At 55.4% G+C, this 18,355-nt stretch carries 20 protein-coding genes; 14 read left to right on the top strand and 6 right to left on the bottom strand.

Annotated elements, in window-relative coordinates; genetic code table 11:
* From BR04_RS16685 to BR04_RS16625, 13 genes are all read left to right on the top strand, one after another.
* Positions 1-339: hypothetical protein (locus BR04_RS16685; protein WP_496357162.1), on the top strand; the 339-nt coding region annotated here is incomplete at its 5' end.
* Between the two features lie 128 nt (positions 340-467).
* Positions 468-1,769 carry an adenosylmethionine--8-amino-7-oxononanoate transaminase gene (bioA, locus tag BR04_RS16680; RefSeq protein WP_496357161.1) on the top strand — a complete coding sequence of 434 codons (1,302 nt, stop codon included), beginning with the start codon at positions 468-470 and terminating at the stop codon, positions 1,767-1,769.
* Positions 1,770-1,851: 82 nt separating this feature from the next.
* Positions 1,852-2,583: a 3-oxoacyl-ACP reductase FabG gene (gene fabG / locus BR04_RS16675; protein ID WP_496357160.1), complete on the top strand. Its 732-nt coding sequence runs from the start codon at positions 1,852-1,854 to the stop codon at positions 2,581-2,583.
* A 74-nt stretch (positions 2,584-2,657) separates the two neighbouring features.
* Positions 2,658-2,840, top strand: a complete 183-nt coding sequence (locus BR04_RS16670) for a Trm112 family protein (protein WP_496357159.1) — start codon at positions 2,658-2,660, stop codon at positions 2,838-2,840.
* 12 nt (positions 2,841-2,852) lie between these two features.
* The gene (locus BR04_RS16665) at positions 2,853-3,728 is read left to right on the top strand and encodes a YicC/YloC family endoribonuclease (RefSeq protein WP_496357158.1); all 876 of its coding nucleotides are present in this window, start codon (positions 2,853-2,855) and stop codon (positions 3,726-3,728) included.
* A gap of 179 nt (positions 3,729-3,907) precedes the next feature.
* The gene (locus BR04_RS16660; protein ID WP_496357157.1) at positions 3,908-4,207 is read left to right on the top strand and encodes an extracellular matrix/biofilm biosynthesis regulator RemA family protein; all 300 of its coding nucleotides are present in this window, start codon (positions 3,908-3,910) and stop codon (positions 4,205-4,207) included.
* Entirely contained in the window at positions 4,194-4,811 is a 618-nt protein-coding gene (gmk, locus tag BR04_RS16655; RefSeq protein WP_496357156.1) for a guanylate kinase, read from the top strand. Before BR04_RS16660 ends, gmk begins: the two co-directional genes overlap by 14 nt.
* Positions 4,812-4,836: 25 nt before the next feature.
* The gene (rlmB, locus tag BR04_RS16650; RefSeq protein ID WP_496357155.1) at positions 4,837-5,631 is read left to right on the top strand and encodes a 23S rRNA (guanosine(2251)-2'-O)-methyltransferase RlmB; all 795 of its coding nucleotides are present in this window, start codon (positions 4,837-4,839) and stop codon (positions 5,629-5,631) included.
* Positions 5,632-5,817: 186 nt separating this feature from the next.
* On the top strand, positions 5,818-7,917 hold the full coding sequence (locus BR04_RS16645) for a DUF1538 domain-containing protein (protein WP_496357154.1): 2,100 nt from the start codon (positions 5,818-5,820) through the stop codon (positions 7,915-7,917).
* A gap of 12 nt (positions 7,918-7,929) precedes the next feature.
* Complete coding sequence (locus tag BR04_RS16640; protein ID WP_496357153.1) at positions 7,930-9,057, top strand: hypothetical protein; 1,128 nt, start codon at positions 7,930-7,932, stop codon at positions 9,055-9,057.
* Positions 9,058-9,083: 26 nt separating this feature from the next.
* Positions 9,084-9,974 (top strand): substrate-binding periplasmic protein, encoded by an 891-nt coding sequence (locus BR04_RS16635; RefSeq protein ID WP_496357152.1) that lies wholly within the window; start codon positions 9,084-9,086, stop codon positions 9,972-9,974.
* 13 nt (positions 9,975-9,987) lie between these two features.
* Positions 9,988-10,524, top strand: a complete 537-nt coding sequence (locus BR04_RS16630; RefSeq protein ID WP_496357151.1) for a DUF2937 family protein — start codon at positions 9,988-9,990, stop codon at positions 10,522-10,524.
* A gap of 174 nt (positions 10,525-10,698) precedes the next feature.
* A complete protein-coding gene (locus BR04_RS16625; RefSeq protein ID WP_496357150.1) occupies positions 10,699-11,157 on the top strand; it encodes a YkvA family protein in 459 nt (152 codons plus the stop codon).
* A gap of 22 nt (positions 11,158-11,179) precedes the next feature.
* Here the strand turns inward: BR04_RS16625 and BR04_RS16620 are convergent, their stop codons facing one another.
* The 5 genes from BR04_RS16620 to BR04_RS16600 form a co-directional block, all read right to left on the bottom strand.
* Complete coding sequence (locus BR04_RS16620; protein ID WP_496357149.1) at positions 11,180-11,869, bottom strand: phosphate ABC transporter ATP-binding protein; 690 nt, start codon at positions 11,867-11,869, stop codon at positions 11,180-11,182.
* Positions 11,866-12,750 carry a PstA family ABC transporter permease gene (locus tag BR04_RS16615; RefSeq protein WP_496357148.1) on the bottom strand — a complete coding sequence of 295 codons (885 nt, stop codon included), beginning with the start codon at positions 12,748-12,750 and terminating at the stop codon, positions 11,866-11,868. Before BR04_RS16615 ends, BR04_RS16620 begins: the two co-directional genes overlap by 4 nt.
* Positions 12,747-13,640 carry a phosphate ABC transporter permease subunit PstC gene (gene pstC, locus BR04_RS16610; RefSeq protein ID WP_496357147.1) on the bottom strand — a complete coding sequence of 298 codons (894 nt, stop codon included), beginning with the start codon at positions 13,638-13,640 and terminating at the stop codon, positions 12,747-12,749. Before pstC ends, BR04_RS16615 begins: the two co-directional genes overlap by 4 nt.
* Before the next feature lie 67 nt (positions 13,641-13,707).
* Positions 13,708-14,544 carry a phosphate ABC transporter substrate-binding protein gene (locus BR04_RS16605; RefSeq protein WP_496357146.1) on the bottom strand — a complete coding sequence of 279 codons (837 nt, stop codon included), beginning with the start codon at positions 14,542-14,544 and terminating at the stop codon, positions 13,708-13,710.
* Between the two features lie 260 nt (positions 14,545-14,804).
* Positions 14,805-16,826 (bottom strand): methyl-accepting chemotaxis protein, encoded by a 2,022-nt coding sequence (locus tag BR04_RS16600; protein ID WP_496357145.1) that lies wholly within the window; start codon positions 16,824-16,826, stop codon positions 14,805-14,807.
* Between the two features lie 384 nt (positions 16,827-17,210).
* On the opposite strand from BR04_RS16600, the gene BR04_RS16595 reads away from it, so the two are divergent.
* A complete protein-coding gene (locus BR04_RS16595; RefSeq protein ID WP_496357144.1) occupies positions 17,211-17,777 on the top strand; it encodes a hypothetical protein in 567 nt (188 codons plus the stop codon).
* A 158-nt stretch (positions 17,778-17,935) separates the two neighbouring features.
* Here the strand turns inward: BR04_RS16595 and BR04_RS16590 are convergent.
* Positions 17,936-18,355 (bottom strand): thiamine pyrophosphate-dependent enzyme (locus tag BR04_RS16590; RefSeq protein ID WP_496357143.1); only part of this gene is annotated, 420 nt, incomplete at its 5' end.

Below are 18,355 nucleotides of genomic sequence, written 5' to 3'. Positions count from 1 at the left end.
TCTGAAGGGGAAATTTCAAGGCGATATTCCGATCTCACCATGATCATCCGGCCGGATAAACGCTACGGCAGGGTCTATGATGTGCTGATTGAATTCAAGTTTGTGAGTCTGAAAGAGGCGGGCTTATCCGGAAAAGAGGCGCTGGCCTTAAGTCCCGATGCCCTGAAGGCCCTTCCTTCCGTCCGGGCAAAAATGGAAGAGGGCACCGGGCAGGTCAGGGACTATGGCGCAAGGCTTGAGGAAAAATACAAAAATCTGCGGCTTCAGAAGTTTGTGGTGACGGCCCTTGGATTCGAGCGGGTGTGCTTTGAAAAGGTTGGAGAAGCATTCTTTCCATAGGGAATCTGGTTTTTCCCCTGACTCAGCCTTGCAATGCCAGGTTTTGTCCCCGCTTCTGGGCCTTTTTTCTGAGATGAGAGACCCACCGTAAGCACGGTGGGAGTCCTCAGGGTTTTCATGGAGTATAAATGAAGAATGATGAAGCAAGAGAGATGTCTTCCGCTTTCTGGATGCCCTTTACGCCCATTGAAGCGGCAAAAAATCCCCTGCGTGTGGCCTCTGGCCTGGGGAGCTGGCTTGTTCTTGAGGATGGCCGGAAACTTCTTGACGGTATTTCCAGCTGGTGGGTGAACCTGCACGGTCACGGAAGAAAAGAAATCGCCGAGGCCATTTACCGTCAGGCTTTAACCCTTGAGCAGGTGATTCCCGCAGGGCTGACCCACGGGCCCGCTGAGGCGCTGGCCCAGGGAGTTTTGTCCCATCTGCCCGAAACCCTCTGCCGGATGTTCTATTCCGATGACGGCTCCACCGCCGTGGAGGTGGCCCTCAAAATGGCGGTGCAGTACTGGTGGAATCAGGGAAAACCCCGGCGTACCCGTTTTCTTGCCTTTGAAGGGGCCTACCATGGCGATACTCTGGGAGCCATGAGTGTGGGCGACCGGACAAGCGGATTTTCCGATCCCTTCCGGCCCCTGATGTTTGAGGTTGTCTACCTTCCCTTTCCCTCCACCTGGGAGGGGGATGAAGGGGTGGATGTCAAGGAAGCGGCAGCCCTGAGGGCGCTGGACAAGGCCCTTGACGAGGGGGCGGACACCCTGGCAGGACTCATTGTGGAACCGCTCATCCAGGGTGCAGGGGGGATGCGGTTTTGCAGGCCGGAGTTTCTTCAGAAGATTCAGGCCCGTATGCAGGCCGCAGGGCTTCTTGTGATCTATGATGAGGTCATGACGGGCTTTGGCCGGACAGGGGAATGGTTTGCCTGTGTGAAGGCGAAAACCTCTCCGGATATGGTCTGCCTTTCCAAGGGAATTACGGGGGGGTTTCTGCCCCTGGGGGCGACGGTGACCACGAAGGCGGTGCAGGATGCTTTTCTGGGAGACGATCCTTCCCGTACTTTCTGGCACGGCCATTCCTACACGGCCAATCCCCTGGGCTGTGCTGCGGGACTTGCCTCCCTGAAGCTCATGGAAGCGGCACCTTTCCGCAAGATGGAAGGCTGGCACAGGGAACTGGGAGAGGGGGTAAGAAAACATCCCCGTCTCACCCGTTTCCGGGTGATGGGCACCATCGCCGCCATGGAACTGGTTTCCGATGGAAGCGGCGGATACTTTGATACTTCCGGCCCTGTGCTGCGCAGGGCCTTTCTCGATGCAGGCGTGCTGCTGCGGCCTCTGGGCAATGTGATTTATATTCTGCCGCCCTACTGCATCACAGAAGAAGAACTGGCCCGGATTTATGAAACCATTGTATCCGTTGTCAATGCACTTTAGGTGGAGAAAATGGGCGAGAACCTTGCGGCTTTCAGGGCTTTGGGGTAAAAGAGCGCTTTAACGCGGGATGAGGAGACCTGATATGGAAAAAGATGCAGCAGTCGCCCTGGTGACAGGAGCCGGAAAGGGTATCGGCCGGGCCGTTGCCGAGGAACTGGGCAGAAGGGGATTCTTTGTTGTTCTTGCCTACCGGTCGAGCCGGGCCGGAGCGGAGGAAGCTCTGACTGCCATCCGGGAAGCGGGCGGAAGCGGGGATCTTGTAGCGCTGGATGTGACGGATGCCGCCGCCTGTGAGACCTGTCTGGAGAGCCTCATCAAGGAGAAGGGCCGTCTTGATGTGCTGGTGAACAATGCGGGGATGCGAAAAGACGGGCTTATGGTGCGCATGAAAAACGAGGCCTGGGAAGAGGTGATGCGCACCAACCTCGACAGCTTTTTTTATCTCACCCGGCCTGTGGTGCGACAGATGCTGCGTCAGCGGTATGGCCGTATCATTTCCATCGGTTCCACATCCGGACAGGCCGGTGTGGCGGGTCAGGTGAATTATTCGGCTTCCAAGGCGGGACTCATGGGGGCGAGCCGGGCTTTGGCCCGTGAGGTGGCCACCCGCAACATCACGGTGAACGTGGTGGCTCCGGGTTTCATTGTGACGGACATGACAGAGGATCTCAATCTGGAAGCGCTTTCCAGGGAGATCCCCGCAGGCCGTCCCGGCAGGGCAGAGGAAGTGGCGGCCCTCGTGGGCTTTCTCGCCTCTCCCGAAGCCTCCTATGTGACCGGTCAGGTGATTGGCGTGAACGGCGGACTGTACTGATGCCACAGGGTGTACATACAGGATGTTTTTTCCCGTTTTCGGACGGAAGTGTTTTTGGAAAGGTGTGAAAAACAATGGGACTGAACCCTGAACTGCTGGAAGTCCTGGCCTGTCCCCGCTGTCGTGGGGGGGTGGAGGAAAATGAGGCCCAGGACGGACTGATCTGCCGGGCCTGTGCTGTGATCTATGAAATCCGGGAGGGCATTCCCGTGATGCTGCCCGATGCGGCCCGCCCCCTTTCCGAAAGCGGGGCCTGAATGATCCGGAGCATGACAGCCTATGCCAGAGCCTCTTTTTCCGAAGGAGAGCTGACGGCGGATGTGGAAATCCGGACTTACAACAGCCGGAACCTGGATCCCATGATCCGGGTGCCTTCGGGACTGAGCGGTCTGGAAGAGCGGATTAAATCCCTTCTCACCGCAAGGCTGAGCCGGGGGCGCGTGGAAGTACGGCTTCAGATCAGTGACACGGCGGAGGCGCAGAACGCCGTCGAGGTGGATATGTCCCGGGCGCTTTCCTGCAAGACCGCCCTGGAAAATCTGAAAACAACCCTCAGCCTGGAAGGAGAGGTGACCCTTGCGCTTTTGATGCAGGCGGGTTCCGGTATCCTGAAAACGGCGGAGCGGACTCTGGATCTGGAGCGTTTTTTTCCCGTGGTGACAGGGGCCATGGAAGAGGCCCTGGACGCCATTGATGCCATGCGCACCACCGAAGGCCGGTATCTGGCGGAAGATTTCCGTCAGCGCCTGTGCTGGATCGAAAATGAGGTGGCGGCCATTGAACAGGCTTCCGGGGATCTCATCTCCCTGTACCGCAACCGCATTATGGAGCGGGTCAGCCAGCTCATGCAGGATGCGGGCCTTGAGCCGGATCCGGGAAGGCTTCTTCAGGAGGCGGCCATCCTTGCGGATCGCAGTGATATTTCCGAAGAAGTGGTACGGGCGAGAAGCCACATCGCCCATTTCCGGGAGATTATGGACGGGCCCGAACCCGGAGGCCGCAAGCTGAATTTTCTTCTTCAGGAATTCAACCGGGAGTTCAACACCATGGGCTCCAAGGCCGGAGACAGCAGCATCGCCCACCGTGTGGTGGCCATGAAGGCGGAGCTGGAAAAACTGCGGGAGCAGGTACAGAATATCGAATAGGCCATCGAAGAGCCCCGTATTCTGGCCGCAGCAGGGTGGAGTGTTACCGGATCCCGGCAAAGACATGCCGATGCCACAGACACGGATGCCTTTATACGCAGGGGGGTCTTAAGCATGAAAAGGGCCGGGCAGGTGGAAAACCGCCTGTCTTCCATGGATTTCCTTAAGAGAGGCTTGTCATGGCAGGTTCAGGAAAGGGCAGCAGACAGAAGTCGGATCAGAATCTTTTAAGTATCGGTTTTGGCAGCAGTGTGGTGGCGGATCGGGTGGTGGCCATCGTGTCGCCCAATTCCGCACCCATGAAGCGTTTAAAGGACGAGGCCAAGGAAGATAAGAGACTGGTGGATGCCACCCATGGCAGGAGAACCCGTTCCATCATTGTGACGGATTCCAACCATGTGGTGCTTTCCGCCATTCAATCCGAAACCATTTCCCAGCGTTATGGCGCGCTGAAAGAGCATGATGATGACGCATCCTGAAAACAGTTCCGCAGAAAGAAGGGGACGGCTTTTTGTGGTTTCCGCCCCTTCGGGCACCGGAAAAACCAGCCTGTGTGATGCGCTGAGAACAACCTTTTCCGAACTGTGTTACTCCATTTCCTACACCACGCGGCAGCCTCGCAAGGGAGAGGAAAACGGGAAGGATTATCACTTTCTTTCCGTGGAGGAATTCAGGGAAGGTATTGATCTGGCACGATGGGCGGAGTGGGCCGAAGTGCATGGTAATTTTTATGCAACCTCGGCCTTTGTTCTGGAGGAGACCCTGAAGGCAGGCCGGGATCTGCTCCTTGAAATCGACGTGCAGGGGATGCGTCAGATTGTGGAACGCTTTCCCGAGGCGGTCACCATTTTTATCCTGCCCCCCTCCATGGCGATCCTGAGGGAGCGGCTCATGAAGCGGGGCACGGATGCTCCCGAGGTGATTGAACGGCGCATGGCCGATGCCATTCGGGAGATCGCCCGCAAGGATGCGTACCGATACCGCATTGTGAATGATGATTTTGAGCGGGCGAAGGATGCCCTGATTTCTCTGGTGGACGCCTGTAGAAAGGGCGAAGATCCCGAAACAACGGACTATCTTTAGAAATGAACTTTAGAAACGGAAGCCCATGAAAAAGGCAAGGCGCTCCCAGGGAGCTCCCGTAAAAAGCAGCAAACATGAGGATCTTTTTGGTATCCACCCTGTGACCGAGGCCTTAAGGGCCAATGTCCGTACCTTTTATACCCTGTATCTCACGGATCCGGAAAACGCCCGTTTTACGGAAATTCTGGAACTGGCACAGATGCGCGGGCTTTCTCCCGAGGTCTGTACCCTGGAGCAGATGCATTCCATGACCGCGGGGGCCGTGCATCAGGGGGTACTGCTGCGGGCCTCCTTTTTTGTGTTCCGGGAGCTGGAAGCCCTGCTCACGGGGAACCCTCCCCTTGTGGTGGTGGCGGACGGCATTGAAGATCCCAGAAATCTGGGGGCCATTGCCCGAACAGCCCTCTGCCTTGGGGCCAGCGGCCTTGTGATTCCCAAAGACCGTTCCGCAGGCCCGACGCCAGCGGCGGTCAAGGCCTCGGCCGGGGCTCTCGAACATCTGCCCCTTTGCGAAGTGGTGAATATCGCACGCTTTCTGGAAGAAATGAAAAAGGAGGGGTTCTGGGTGGCGGGGCTGGATGCCTCAGGTGTTTCCCTTACCACAGCCCGGCTGGACGGGCCTCTCGTGCTGGTTGTCGGAGGAGAGGACCGGGGAGTCCGCCCCCTGGTACAGAAGCATTGTGATGTCATGGTGTCCATCCCCCAGGGAGGGCCTGTGGGTTCCCTCAATGCTTCGGTGGCCGCCGCACTGGCCATGTACGAGATCCGGCGCAGTCACCTGACCGGTTCTGCAAAAGCAGGGGTTCCGGAATCTCCATGAAGGGAGGGCGCGGTCGGGTAAGCACCAGGGCCGTGAGCTTCTCCGAATGCGGAGAGGTCATGACCGTCAGTATGGGATAGGGCTTTCGGACGTATGCAGGTTGACGCCCCCGTTCTTTTTTAAAGGGCGGGGGTTTTGCTGTTTAAGAGAGGGACTTTTGAGAGCGGGTCGGACAGAGGACGGAAAATGGCAAGAGAGCAAAAAGGGGATGCACGGGTAAAGCTGCGTTTTCAGGAGAAGATGGGCCTCCTGCTTCCCTATGTGAGAAAAAAAATTATGGAGCAGGTGCAGGCCATTGCCCTCATTGTCCTGTATCTTGTGGCCTTTCAGACCCTGGTGCTGGGAATCCCCGTGGCGGAAAGCGCCACCGTGGCTTTGGGTATTGCCATCATTGTGACAGGGCTGGCGTTTTTTATGGAAGGGCTGTTTCTGGGCCTCATGCCGCTGGGGGATGCCATTGGTATCCGCCTGCCCCAGAGATCGGGGCTTGGGGTGATTCTGCTCTTTGCCTTTGTGCTGGGGCTGGGAGTTACTTTTGCCGAACCCGCCATCGGCGTATTGCAGCTTGCGGGGGCCTTCATCCATGCCTGGGATGCCCCCCTCCTTTTTCTTCTTCTGAACAAACATGCCGAAGCCCTGCGCCATGCGGTGGGGATCGGCGTCGGGCTTGCCGTGGTGCTGGGGATGCTGCGTTTCATGTACCAGTGGTCACTGAAGCCTTTTTTGTATGTCAGCGTCGGTTTCCTGCTTTGTTTTTCCCTCTGGTCTTTTTATGACGCCAACATGCATCCCCTGTTAAGCCTGGCCTGGGATGCGGGGGGAGCCACAACAGGGCCTGTGACCGTTCCTCTGGTGCTGGCTCTGGGCATGGGCATCTGCCGGGTGGTGAACAGGGGAGGCGGCGATAACGGGGGCTTCGGTGTGGTGACCCTGGCTTCTCTGATTCCCATCTATACGGTGCTTTTCCTTGGCCTTTTCTTTTTGCCCGCCGTACCGCCTCCCATGTCCCAGGATGCCTTTTTCAGCCCCGAAAACCGGGAAAAGGTGCTTTTCCTTTTTGAGGATGAGACAGCCCTTCGGGCCTATGCCCTGAAAAATGCCAGCGAAGCCTCCCAGCTGATCCTTTTGGGTGGGAAGGAAGAAATGCAGGTTTTTCTGAAGACCCTTCAGGAGGATGGGGAGCTGAGAAGGCGGATCTTCGGAAGTCCTGAGAAATCCGAACTGGAAAAATGGGCGGTTTCCCACGGCAGTCCGGAGCAGCGCATGGCGATTTTCGGGAGCAGCGGGGCTATCCGCAGGGCTGTGGCCGAATATTCCGGAATGACGGTGCGTCCGGATACGGGGGCTTTTCTGCTGCGTAACGGAATCGAGAGTGTGCAGGCCATTGTGCCTCTTTCCCTTTTTCTGATTCTGGTGCTGCTGGGGTGGCTTCGGGAAAAGCTTCCCCGTGCGGATGAAATTGCTCTGGGCCTGTTTTTTGCCACCATCGGTATGTTTCTCTTCAATGTGGGTATCGAGATGGGGCTTTCCCGGCTGGGCAATCAGGTGGGAGGTGCCCTGCCCGCATCCTTTAAGCGCATTGAGCTGGTGGAACAGACCCGCATTCTTCCCCATTTTGATGAGGCGCTTATTCATACGGCCCTGGGGCCGGAGGGAGAAAAGACCCGTTTTTTTTATGCCAACCTTAACGGGGGATATGTGCAGGTTCCCTTTGAAAAGGAGAGGCTGGATGCGGAAACCAGCCGCTACACCTTTGTGCCCGCAAAGGGACCCATGTTCGGGCATGACGGGCATCCTGCGGGGTTCATTGTGGTGCTGCTCTTTGCCTTTGTCATGGGCTACGGAGCCACCCTTGCGGAACCCGCCCTCAACGCCCTCGGCCTGACGGTAGAAACCCTTACCGTCGGAGCCTTCAGAAAATCCCTTCTGATGCAGACCGTGGCCGTTGGTGTGGGGCTTGGGATCAGCGTGGGCGTGGTGAAGATCATCTGGGGGGTGCCCCTTCTTTATCTTATTGTTCCGCCTTATCTTGTGCTGCTGGTGCTGACCTGGTTTTCCACAGAAGAGTTTGTCAACATCGGCTGGGACAGTGCCGGTGTGACCACAGGCCCCATTACCGTCCCCCTTGTTCTGTCCATGGGGCTTGGCATCAGCTCCCAGGTGGGGGCTGTGGAGGGCTTTGGTATTCTGGCCTGTGCCTCCGTGTATCCCATTGTCTGTGTGCTTGCCGTCGGTCTCCTGATCCGGATGCGTAAACAGGCCATGCTCCAGAGCCCAGCGGCCTGAGAAAGGTTTCCCATGGAAGATACGTATTCCTGTACCCGGATCACCGCCAGCATGGACCGGGTTTTTGCAAAGGAGGTGCTGGCCGCAGCCCAGGACATCGGCATTCCTCATCTGAACTGTGAGATGGGCCGCAGTGTGATGCTGAGACCCGTGGGTGGGTTCCGGAAGCTTTTTTTGGGAAAAAATGCCCTTCTGGAAGATCCCATCCAGATTTTTTCCTTTGTGGTGCCCTCTGTGCAGACCAGAGAGCTCATGGATTTTTTTGCGGTTCGTCTGCGCATGGACATTCCGGGCCGGGGGAACCTCTATGCCGAGGATATCCGGATTCCCGCCTCCTTTCTCTCCCGGCCTCCCTTGCCGCTGTCCCTTCCCGAATCTTCTCCCCAGCTCATGGCTTCGGATCTGATGGCCATCCGCTGCATCACCCAGCAGGGGGAGGGAAACCGGGTGGCTGAAATCGGCCTGCGTACGGGAACGGGGGTTCCTGCCATCACCTTTGGCACAGGCACGGGATTGCGCAACCGTCTGGGACTGTGGCGTGTGCTGATTCCTGCGGAAAAGGAAATCACGACCCTGGTGGTGGATGAAGCCCATGGCGAGACGGTGATGGACAGAATGATTCAGGCAGGGGCTCTGGATCAGCCGGGAAAGGGCTTTATCAGTTTTTCTCCCGTGTCCATGGGGATTCTCAATACCCGGTTTGCCGCAGGCCCTGCCAGTCAGGCGGCCAGCATCGAGCAGATCGTGGCCGCCCTGGATGAGATCCGGGGGAACACGGAATGGCGCAGAAAATCTTTGAACCCATCGGCAAAACCTGTTTTGCGGAGATTTCTCACAGGCCTTGTGAATTTTTCCATGATCTGCAACGAGGGCTTCGGGGAGGATTTTACCCGCAAGGCCATGGAAGCCGGTGCCGGGGGAGCCACCTTGAGCCTTCTCAGGCACATTGATCTGGAAACGCCCCAGGCAGGGGTCAGTCCGGCAAGGGAGGTCAGCGTGATGACCATCGGTGAAGAGCAGGTGGAAGAGGTTCTGGAGGCCCTCAGACAGGCGGGGCTTTTCATGGAAGAAGCCGCAGGTGAGGTGCAGATCAGTCAGGTTCCAAAGGCCTGCACCTTTCTGGGGGATGCCGGGGAGTAAAAGGAGTAGTTTTTGAAGAAAGAACTGTGTTTTTTTCATGGCATCCGCTAACCTGCTCATATTCTTGGGTGTGCAGGCTGCATCCTGACAATTTGACAGATACGTGTTTATTTAGAGGAGGTTTTATGAAAAAAATAGTGGTTTTTTCAGTTCTCTTTTTTTGTTCTTTTGTTTTTCATGCAAATGCCGTTGAAATGACCATCGCCTATGAAAACAAAGAGCAGCCCCCCTATTACATGGGGAACAGTGATGCTGTCATCTCACCCCGTCCGGGAGTTTCCGTGGAAATGGTGAAGATGCTGGAAGAGAGAATTCCCGGTCTTTCCATTCAGTTTGTGCGGTATCCCTGGAGAAGGTGCACCTTCAGTCTTGGAGAGAACCTTGTGGATGGCATTTTTAATGCCAGTTATAGCAAGGAGAGGCTTGCCATTGGATGGTATCCCACAAAAGACCACAGCCATGGTGGGGCGGCGGACACGGATCGCCGGATTACAACCATTACCTATTCCATTTATACCCTGAAGGATTCAAAGCTCGGCTGGGACGGAAAGATTTTTTCAGGTTTGGATGGAAACATCGGAGCACCCCTTGGGTATTCCGTTGTGAACGATCTCAAGAAACTCAATGTGCCGGTGGAGGAAGCACCCAGTACGGTTAACAATCTGGATAAGCTTGCTGCAGGAAGGGTTGCTGCGCTAGCACTTCAGGATGTGACGGCGGATAACATCATTCGTAATAATCCTAAATATGCTGATATTGTAAAGATAAGCCCTCCCTTTCTCTCAAAACATTATTATCTGATGCTGTCGGATAGCTTTGTGAAGGCCCATCCCGATTTAGCCCAGAAAATATGGGATGAAATCAGAAATATCCGGAACGCCTCCTTTGATAAAATTGCAGAAAATTATTCGGAGTAGTGGCGGAATGATGATGAAACTCCATGCCTATGCCCGCCTTATCCTCTTTGTGGGAGGGGTACTTTTCGGAATTCAGATCCCCGGTTTTCTGGATGCCTATGGGAAAAGCCTGGAGTCCCATTTTCGGGAATCCGTACGCAGCCTTGCGGTTTTCCAGCAGGATGCGGATCGGTATTTCGAAGGAGATCTTGGCCGTCTCATTGGGCATTATGGAAAAGCCGGGGATCCGGTGTTCCGGGACGGGGGGCGTAACATTGCCGCCATCCGTGAACGTAAAATGCTTCTTGAAAAGGCCCTTGCCGATTTCAGAAAAAGCCGGTTCAGTGCAGTTTTTCATGTGCTGCTGCGACCGGTTCAGGATGTCCGCAGGGAGGTGGCTGAAACCTATACCCATATCATCCGGCTGGATATGGGGGCCATTTCCGTGGGACTTTTTTCCGGTGTGGTGGCAGCCCTGCTCCCTGAAATTCTGGTCTATGCCGTGCGGACCCTGTGGATTTTTTTTCTGAAAGCGCTCCGGCGTAAAACGGGTTTTCCGGAAAAACGGTGAGCATATCGGGTTGCCCTGCGGCTTCAGCGAGCGCTTTTTTATGTTTCCCATACTCTTAGTCCGTAGAGGATCGGGTCAGGAACCCCTGCGGTAAAAAAGGTGAAAAAACGGGATCAGCGGATATGAAAAGGAAGCTTTGTTGTTTTGAAACCCGCAAAATAAAGGAGAAGAGGGATGGATGCCTTAGAGGACAGAAAGAATGCGGATTTTTACCAGAAGCTCCGTGTGAAAATCAAAAAATGGGTGGAGTCCGGGGAGGGAAAAGCCAGCCCATGGGCGGAATATATTCTGTTTGCGCCGGACCTTTTCCATCTTTTGTGCAAACTTGTGGTGGATCCCGATGTGTCTCCCAAGGAAAAGGCCAAGATCGCCTTTGCCATTGCCTACTTTATTTCTCCCATTGATCTGATGCCGGAAGCGCTTTTAGGCCCCCTCGGATATGCCGATGATGTGGTGCTGGCAACCTATGTGCTGAACAGTGTGATTCAGAACACACCGGATGAGGTGATCGTACGGCACTGGGCGGGAGAGCGGGATGCCGTTGAGGTGATCCGGCACATCCTTTCCGTGGCCGATGAGATGATCGGTTCCGGTCTTATCCGGAAACTTAAAGAGATGCTCAACAAGAAATAAGGATTCGGGAAAGACCGCTTCGTTAAAGTCCTGGCAGGGTACAGGTCAAATCTGCCAGATGCTGAACCTGCCTCCTGGAATGGGATACCAGCACCAGGGTGCAGGTTTTTTTCAGTTCCAGCAGCAGGGCTTCAATGGCGGTTTCCGCCACGGTATCCAGGGAGGAGGTGGGTTCGTCAAGGAGCAGAACCTCCGGCTGCACAACGAGGCTGCGGGCGATACACAGCCGTTGCTGCTGCCCCCCGGAAAGGGTACGGGCGTCTTCGCGCAGCCTGTGCTGCACCTCTTCCCAGAGCCGGGCCTGCATGAGGGCCTGGACAACCGCCTCTTCCACTTTTTTTTTGTTGCGGATTCCCCGGAGCCTGAGGGGCAGGGCCACGTTGGCGAAAATTCCCATGGGCAGGGGATTGGGGTTCTGGAAAACCATGGCGACCTTCTGCCTCAGGGCAAAGATATCCGTGTTCCTGTGGTAGATATCCTGCCAGTGTCCCTGGGTGTACAGGTCTATTTTTCCTGAGATCCTGGCCTGCTCTTCCATTTCCAGAAGGCGGTTCAGGGCGAGAAGAAGGGTGGATTTCCCTGCACCCGATGGCCCGGTAATGGCGGTGATGGCCTTTTCCGGGATGTCGAGGTGAATGTGGGAGAGCACCCTTGTTTTGTTGTAGGTAACGGAGAGATCCTGGATGCGAATTTTGGTTCCGGTGGTATTCATGGGGACTTTCCGGTGCTGGATTGCAGGAGAACGGTTTTGCGAATCAGGGCGGCAAGGCCAAAGAGGCCGCCGCAGAGTCCCACAAGGATCAGGGAAGCCGCAAAGCCCATGGCCAGTTCCCTGGGGGAGGTGTATTCCGCTGCCGTGGTATAGATGAAAAAGGGCAGAGCCTCGAAGGGATGAAACAGGCCGGAAGGCAGTCCGTAGGCCGCCACGGCACCGGTGAGCAGGATGACAGCGGTATCTTCCGCAGCACGGCCGATGGCAAGCAGGATACAGCCCGTCAGTCCGGGGCGGGCCGCAGGCAGGAGAACATGACGGAGGGCCTGTACCGGGGTGGCTCCGAGGGCCAGGGTGCTGCGTGCAAGGTCGGGGGGCAGGGAACGGATGGCCTGCTGGGTTCCCCGGATGAGATAGGGAAGGATGAGGCAGGCCAGGGATGCGGCGGCGGGCAGCAGCCCCGGTCTGAGGGTGGGGAAGAGCCGGTAGAAGAGCAGAATGGCGGAAAAACCCAGAAGACCGATGAGGATGGAGGGCATACCCGCCAGAATATCCACGCAGATGCCGATTCCCTGTCGTGTTTTCGGGCCCGCAAAAAGGGCCAGATGGATGCCTGCCGCCATTCCCGGTGGAAGGGCGAGCAGCACGGAAGAGAGGATGAGCATGAGGGTGCCGCAGATGGCGGGAAAAAGTCCGTCAAATACCGGTCTTGTTCCCATGAGGGCCTCCATGGGCGGTGTATCACCGAAAATCAGCTCAAGATTCAGAACGGGCAGGGCACGGATCAAAAGGGCGATCAGGAGAAAAAGGACAAGCCCTGTCAGGCTGAAGGCGGCAAGGAAGGACACCGTTTTGATGGAGATGCGGATAAAAGGGTTCATGGCTGTAGACTCTGTTGTTGCAGGAGCCGTCTGCAAAGGAAGATAAGGCCGGTGGTGATGAGGTAGAGGGTCAGTCCGCAGGCGAAAATGGACTGGAACTCGGGACTCTGGGTGTCTGAAGCCATGACAAGGGCAATGTGGGCTGTGAGGGTACGGGCAGGTTCGGTGACAGAGGACGGAAAGGCAAGGCTGTTTCCCGCCAGCATGAGGGCGATGAGGGTATCGCCCACGGCCCTGCCGCAGGCCAGGAGAAGGCCTGCCACCAGCCCGCTTCTGGCCTGGGGCAGGAGGAGAAAGACCAGCCTTTCTTCGGGTCTGGCACCGAGGGCAGCCATGGCCCTGACATATTTTTCCGGAACGGCGCGAAAGGCGTCGGAGAAAAAAAGGATCATGGTGGGGCTGATGAGAAGGGCCAGAACCAGAGCTGCCGTCAGTACGGAAAATCCGGAACCTCCCAGCCCCTGACGCAGAAAGGGGACGAGGAGAAAAACGGCAAGAAAGCCGTATACCACCGTAGGGATACCGGTCATGAGCTGAAATACCGGCCGTATCCAGCGGATCAGGTTTCTGGGGGCAAGGCCTGCCTCACAGAAGGCGGCGGCTCCGAGGGAGAGGGGGAAGGCCAGAAGTACGGCAAGGCTGCTGATGGCAGCCGTACCAGCGATCATGGGCGCAATGCCGAATTTTCCCGCAAGGGGCTGCCAGGGCGTGACCAGAAGCAGAAAATATCCTCCGCTTCTGAGCAGGGGAAGGGCAAAAAAAGCGAGGAAGCCAAAGAGAAACAGCACAAGACAGAGGGTGAAAAGGGCGGACAGGCCGCAGAGAACGGTAAAGAATTTTTCTCCGGCTGGAAGTTTCCGGGTTCGGGCAAGGTCAAAAAAAGAGGGCATGAAAAGTCCATCCCTGTGCCGGATCCGGCACAGGGTTCAAGGCTGAGGGCAGTCTCAGGGGGTTATTTTAGTCCCGCTCTGCGGGAATGAAGCCCTTTGCCGCGATAATGGCCCGGCCTTCTGCGCTGTACAGATAATGAAGAAAATCTGCGGCAAGGCCTTTGGCTTCTCCTTTGGTGCTGCTGTACAGCCCACGGGATACGGTATAGGCGCCGGAGGTGACGGTATCAATGCCGGGCATGACCCCATTAAAGGACAGTGCCTTGACGCCGGAATCCAGGTGTCCCACGGAAACATAGCCGATGGCTCCGGGATCCTGAGAAACGGCGGTTTTCATGGCACCGTTGGATGCCACCACATGGGCACTGTCCCGGATCTCTCCTTTCCTGAGGGCTTTTTCCCAGAAGACCTCACGGGTTCCGGAAGCGGCATCGCGGGTATAGAGGGTGATGGCCCTGTCCGGGCCGCCGAGGGTCTTCCAGTTTTGGATCTCACCTTTATACACCGCAGCAAGGGTGGCACTGTCCAGAGCGCTGACGGGGTTTTCCGGATGCACCACAAGGGCCACGCCATCTATGGCCCAGCGGTAAAGGGCAAGGCCATAGGTTTCAATTTCCCGGTCTGTGGGTCTGCGCCCGGAGTTGCCGATATCCACCAGCCCTTCTCCGACCTTCTGGATGCCGACACCGGATCCCCCTCCTGCAATGGCAATGCGGATTCCCGGTGCCTGGGTCATGATGCGCTGGGCCGCTTCTTTCATGACGGGGATATGGGCTGTACCGCCTGCAATCTGGAGGGTACCTGTCTGGGTTTTGAAGGAAGGGCTTTCCTGGGCCTGTACCTGACAGAGCAGGGTAAGGGAGGCAAGGATCATGACTAAAAAGATTCTCTCGATATAACGCATTGAAACTCCTTGGGGTTTTGAAGGTTTTGCCGCAGATCTGTCTGGCCGAGGGGATAGCATGGGGAGAGGGGGAGGGCAAATCGTGTTTTTCTATCGGATTCTCTTTCTGGATAGACAGAATGGATGGGTTCGCTGCCCGCTTCATGCCGCCCTCTGAGACGGCAGGGCTGACTCAGGGGGAAGCAGAGTGCTTTTTGAAGGGGACGGTTACGGCCGGTTCAGAAGTCCGGGACGGGTCAGAACCCGCCCCGGACTTGCCGCTATACGATGAAGCGCCCGACCTGCCCGTGAATGGCTGCGGCAATGCGGGATTGTTCGGAAACGGTTTGCAGTACCTGGGAGCTGGCATTTTTCATCTGAACGGCAGCGGCACTGACGGAGGCAATCTCCCGGGCAATTTCTCCGGAAACATCGCTCATTTCATGGCTCTGACCGTTGGCTTCCCCTACGGAGGCGGAGGCCTCGGAAACATTGATGGAGACCTCCCGCACCGCAGACGACTGCTGCTCAATGGCCGTGGCAATGGTTCCCACAAGCTGGTTCACGTTCTGGATGGCATCCACAATGCCCCCCATGTCCGTTTCCGCTTTTTCCGAAGCGGACTGAATCCCAGCAATCCGGTCCCGGATGTCGTTTGTGGCATGGGCAGTCTGTCTGGCAAGTTCTTTGATTTCATTGGCCACAACGGCAAACCCCTTACCCGCCTCTCCGGCTCTTGCGGCTTCGATGGTGGCATTCAGGGCAAGGAGGTTGGTCTGTTCTGAAATGCCGTTGATGGTTTCCGTCACCTTGCCGATTTCCACGGCTGCAAGCCCCAGCTCCCGCATGATCCGGGAGAAGCCTTCGGCCTGCATGGCAGCCTTTTCCGTCCGGGCATTGGCCTGTGCCGTATTGATGGCAATCTCAGAAATGGTGGCGGACATTTCTTCCATGGCAGAGGCCACGGAACTGAGGTTGAGGGCGGCCCGTTCCATACTGTCTGCCATGGAGCGGGCAGAGACATTCATTTCCTCTGTGGCTGCCGCAACACTTTCGGAGCGGGAGCTGGATTCCTCGGCACCCTGGGCGGTCTGACTGGCGATGGCGGAAAGCTGGGTGGTGGAAGCGGTCAGGCTTCCCGTACTTTCCGCGATCTGGCGGATCATGTGCTGCATGTTTTCCGTAAAACCGTTGAAGGCCCGGGCCAGGGCCGTCAGTTCATCCTGCCCCCGGACGCCCAGCCTGCGGGTGAGGTCACCTTTTCCTCTGGCGATATCATCCATGGATGCGGTCACGTTCCGGATTCTCCGGATGATGCCAATGGCAACCCACAGCACAAAGAAGGTGGTGATCAGGAGGATCAGGACGGAAAAAAGAATACTTCTGAAGGTTTGCTGCTTCATTTCTCCGATGGTGTGATCCAGACGGCGGTTCATGTCCCTAAGGCTTTCTGTCATCAGCATGGCGATGTCATCCACCTTGCGGGAGACGGGTTGCCAGAACGCTTCGGCACTGATGCCAAAGCCGCCTGTACGGGCATGGCGAAGCACCAGCGTGAAGATGCGGTCTGTTTCCACCCATGCCGGGCTGGTCTGCATTTTTTTCAGCATGGAAAAGGTCTCGGTGGAAAGGGCCAGAGCGGGAGACTCCAGGCCTGCATCCGTGGAGGCTTTAAGGCGGATGATGCGGGAGAATTCTTCTTCGGAAAGGGGGGTGTTCCGGGCGATGAGGCTGCTCACATTGGCCCGCAGCAGGCCGGCACTTTCACGGGATGTTTCAAGGATGAGGATGCTGGTCATGACTTTGCCGAAGCCCTTTGTGGTTTTGGCGTTGGCGGCTTCGGACTGTATGGCCATGAGGTTCTGGATCAGTTCCGTGTAGTCCCTGACCTGCTGGCTCTGGAGGGAGGGATTTTTGTTTTCGTAGCGCCTGCGGATCTGCTGGAGGCGGCCTTCCATGCCCGCTGTCTGTTCCAGAAGCGGGGACTTTCCGATTCTGGCCTGAATGCGGGCCTGTTCCCAGTGGGGAAGGGCGGCATCGGTCTGGCTCCGCAGTTTCTGGACATCCTCAAAACGGCTGCCTCCGTTCAGGAAGAGCGCAGTGCGGCCCCGTTCCCGTTGCAGGTGGCCGATGAGTTCCGATGCCACCGTCTGCATCCGGATATTTTCCCGCATGATTTCCATGGTATGCATTTCCTGCATGCGGCTTCGGATATCCATTCCCACATTGAAAAGCAGAAAGCAGAGGGGCAGAAGCCCCACAAGGGCGATTTTTTTTGCAACGGTGAGGTCTTTCAGAATCATAAGCATTTCTCCTTGCTTCGCGCTGTGACCGCGGTATGTGAAAAGACGCTATCCTAGCATGCCTGATCTTGTGGGGGAAGCTTATGGCTCATAAATTCGGGAATGTCTCAGGAAAAAGTATACGATTTTATCGTTTTGCCAAAAGCCATCGCGCTCTCTTCTAAAAAAAGTGTCTGACCCCTTTTTTGTTTATATTATACTTCAATTTGATATTTGATGTAAATATCTGATATGGATTGATTAAATAGCGTTTGGGAAACGGGCTGGTAAAAAAACTTGCCACAAGCGTCAGTCTGTCTTATGAAAGTTGAATCGTTTATGATGGGAAAAAGAAGGGAAAGATTCTTTTTCATCATTAATATTACTTTAAACGGAGGGTTTTACATGGGATTTTTTGATAAAGTAAAAACACAGGCAAGTAATGTAGGGAGTTCTATCGGTAATATCGGTTCAAAAGTGACCGGTGACGTTCTTACATCATCAAAAGAAAATGCAAAATTAATTGCGATTAAAGCAGAGATTGATTCTATTCAAGGAGAACTCGAAGTTGCCTATAAAGACATAGGTAAAAAATATGTTGAACACATTGCCAAGTCTGGAGAATATTTTGAAATAGGAGTAAGTGATACATTAAAATATATTGAACCTAAATTAGATAAAAAACAAAAGCTTGAAAATGAAGCTATCGAAATTGAAAAGAGCTTAAAAGACCAGTTGGTTATGCAGGAAAAGGCTATTTTCCAAAGAGAATTTGACGAGATAAAAGAAAAGCTGGATAAAGCACGAAAAATGGATATCATGACTGAGTCTGAATATAATGAGAAATTATCAAAAGCCAAGACAAAGCTTGAACATTTTGATCAGATACGTAAAATAAAAAAACAATTTGATATGAGCTTAATTACAAAAGAAGAGATGAATATAAAATTATCAGAGCTTGGTGTTAATTGAGTAGTAAAAAAGATATCAGGCTCCAATGGCACTGATTTTAGTGGTTTGGCGTTATATCAGGAGACAGAAACAGGCAAAAAAGGGGACACGGCATCAGGCCGCATCCCCTTTTCATTTTTATCCTGTATCCGGGAAGCCTTAGGGCCTCCCGGATTTTTTTATTCTGCGCTGCCCTTGGCGTCGGCCATGAACTTCAGAGCCGCATAGCGTTTGGTATACTGGTCTTCAATGGCTGCCCGGAGCTTTCTGGATTCTTCGGGGAAGCTCTTTTCCAGCATGGCAAAACGGTTTTCACCGGAGAGGAATTCCTGAAGGCTTCCGTCCGGAGCCTTGGATTCCAGAACAAAGGGATTTTTGCCCTCTTCCTCCAGCAGGGGATTGAAGCGGTAAAGGGGCCAGTAGCCGGACTGAACGGCCAGCTTCTGCTCTTCCTGGGTTTTGCCCATGCCCTTTTTAATGCCCTGGTTGATGCAGGGGGCGTAGCAGATGATGATGGAAGGGCCGGGGTAGTTTTCCGCTTCCACAAAGGCTTTCAGCACCTGCTGCTTGTTGGCGCCCATGGCCACGGAAGCCACATA

The sequence above is a fragment of the Desulfobotulus sapovorans DSM 2055 genome, from assembly GCF_059569355.1.
This window is presented reverse-complemented; position numbering and strand designations above follow the sequence as displayed.